Genomic DNA, 2,232 nt, shown 5'->3' with positions numbered 1-2,232 from the left:
GCGGGGGTGGGGCCCCGGCGACCGGGGGGCGCCGGGACCCGACCGGCGGTTCAGCGCGACTCGGCGTAGACGTGTTCGCAGAAGGTGGCGATCTGGTCCTCCCCGAGGTGGCGGGCCAGGTCGGCCTCACTGATCATGCCGACCAGGCGCTTGTCCCCGTTGATCACCGGCAGTCGTCGGATGCGGTGCTCCGTCATCTCCTGGAGCACCTCGCCCACATCGGCGTCGGTCCCCACCCACCTCGGAGTCCCCTGGGCCAGTTCGCCACAGGTCACCTTGGAGGGGTCGTGACCGGCGGCCACACACTTCACCACGATGTCACGGTCCGTGACGATTCCGCACATCCGGTCGTCCTGATCGCTGATGGGCAGGGCCCCCACGTCGAGTTCGCGCATCAGCTGCGCGGCGCGGTCCAGGGTTTCGGTGGCCGGAATCCAGCGGACACCGGCGTGCATGATGTCGGCGGCGGTGGTCATCTTCTGCCTCCCGGAGGTCTCGTTCGCGTGCGGTCACCCCGGGCGGAGCCGCGCGGCGGCCGGCTTCCCGGCCCCGTCGCCCCGAATCGGGAACCGACGGTGCGACGCGACGGGACAGGGCGCCGGAAACACGACGATCCCACCCACTCGGGGCACTTCGTCCACCGTAGGACCGATGTGCCCCGGATGCCCACCGGAACCGTCGACCGGGGCGGAGCACCGGCCCGACCCGACGCACGCCGGCACGGCCGACGGTCACAGGGTGCGCAGTGCGCGGTCCAGGACCCTGACGCCGAAGTGCAGCGCCTCCACCGGCACCCGCTCGTCCACGCCGTGGAACATCGCCTGGTAGTCGAACCCGGGCGGCAACCGCAACGGGGTGAAGCCGTATCCGACGATGCCCAGTCGGGCGAACTGCTTGGCATCGGTCCCCCCGGACATGAAGTACGGCACGACGTGGGCGCCGGGGTCGAAGTGCAGCAGGGAGCCACGCAGCACCGCGTAGGTCCGCGAGTCCAACGGGGCCTCCAGAGGCTCCTTGTGATGGTGGTACTCCCAATCCACCCACGGGCCGGTGAGCCGATCCATGGTCTCGGTGAACTCCTCCTCACCACCCGGCACCACCCGGCCGTCCACCGCGCCCACGGCCCGTCCGGGGATGACGTTGACCTTCCCGCCGGCGTCCAGGGCGGTGGGATTGGCGCTGTTGCGCAGAGTGGAGTTGACCAGCACGGCGGCGGGTCCGATGGCCTCCAGGAGTTCGGTCACGGCGCGTTCGCGGGTCGCGATGCCCGCGGGGTCGCCGGGCGTGTCGGCGAGCACGGCCTCCCAGGCCCGACGCGGGTCATCGGCCAGGTCACCACCGGAGTCACCGCCCCCGGTGTTCTCCGGGGTCCCCGGGGTCCCCCGGGGCGGGGGGACGTCGTGCAGGACGGCCAACTCGACCAGGGCGGCGCGCACGGCGGGTGCCGGCCGCAACGGCCAGTGGTGCTCGTCGATACGGCTCACGGCGGCGGCCAGCCGTGCGACGGCGTTCTCCCGGTTGACCTTGGAACCGTGGCCGGCACGCCCCCGGGCGGTGAGCCGCACCCAGGAGGTTCCGCGCTCACCGGCCGCCACCGGGTACAACCTCCGACCGTCCTCGGTGTGACAGGTGAAGGCGCCGGACTCACCGATGGCCTCGGTGCAGCCCTCGAAGAGGTCGGCGTGTTCTCCCACCAGGTGTCCCGCCCCGTACTCGGCGGTGTCCTCCTCGTCCGCGGTGAAGGCCAGCACGATGTCGCGGCGCGGGCGCACCCCCGCCCGGGACCAGGCTCGCACCAGGGCCACGGTCATGGCTACGGCGTTCTTCATGTCGACCGCGCCGCGCCCCCAGACCACGCCGTCCCGGATCTCCCCGGCGAAGGGGGGCACGGTCCAGTCGGCGGCGTCGGCGGGGACCACGTCCAGGTGACCGTGGACCAGGAGGGCGTCGGCCCGGGGATCGGAGCCCGGCAGGCGGGCGACGACGTTGGTGCGGCCGGGGGCCTTCTCCAACATCCGGGGTTCGAGACCGGCCCCGGCGAGGCGTTCGGCGACCCATTCGGCGGCCTCGCGTTCCCTGCCCTCGCCGCCACCGTGGTTGACGGTGTCCATGCGGATCAGTTCGGCGGTCCCGTGCACCGCCTCGTCCAGGGCACGCCGGTCGACGGGATCGGGAGGGCCCGCCCCTGTCTCTTATCCACATCTGACGCTTCCGACGATGCGTCAAGCGTAG

2 protein-coding genes are annotated in these 2,232 nt (G+C 72.3%); both read right to left on the bottom strand.

The annotated features are described in order from the left end of the window. Positions 1–50: 50 nt before the first annotated feature. Positions 51–476 carry a CBS domain-containing protein gene (locus FNQ90_RS20315; protein WP_143622511.1) on the bottom strand — a complete coding sequence of 142 codons (426 nt, stop codon included), beginning with the start codon at positions 474–476 and terminating at the stop codon, positions 51–53. A 255-nt stretch (positions 477–731) separates the two neighbouring features. Next, entirely contained in the window at positions 732–2,138 is a 1,407-nt protein-coding gene (locus tag FNQ90_RS20310) for a M20/M25/M40 family metallo-hydrolase (protein WP_323380093.1), read from the bottom strand. Positions 2,139–2,232: the final 94 nt, after the last annotated feature.

This window comes from Streptomyces alkaliphilus, assembly GCF_014141535.1.
Taxonomy (GTDB): domain Bacteria; phylum Actinomycetota; class Actinomycetes; order Streptomycetales; family Streptomycetaceae; genus Streptomyces; species Streptomyces alkaliphilus.
This window is presented reverse-complemented; position numbering and strand designations above follow the sequence as displayed.

Coding starts and splice junctions, on each gene's coding strand:
- FNQ90_RS20315 (WP_143622511.1), bottom strand. CDS start 476: ATGACCACCGCCGCCGACATCATGCACGCCGGTGTCCGCTGGATTCCG.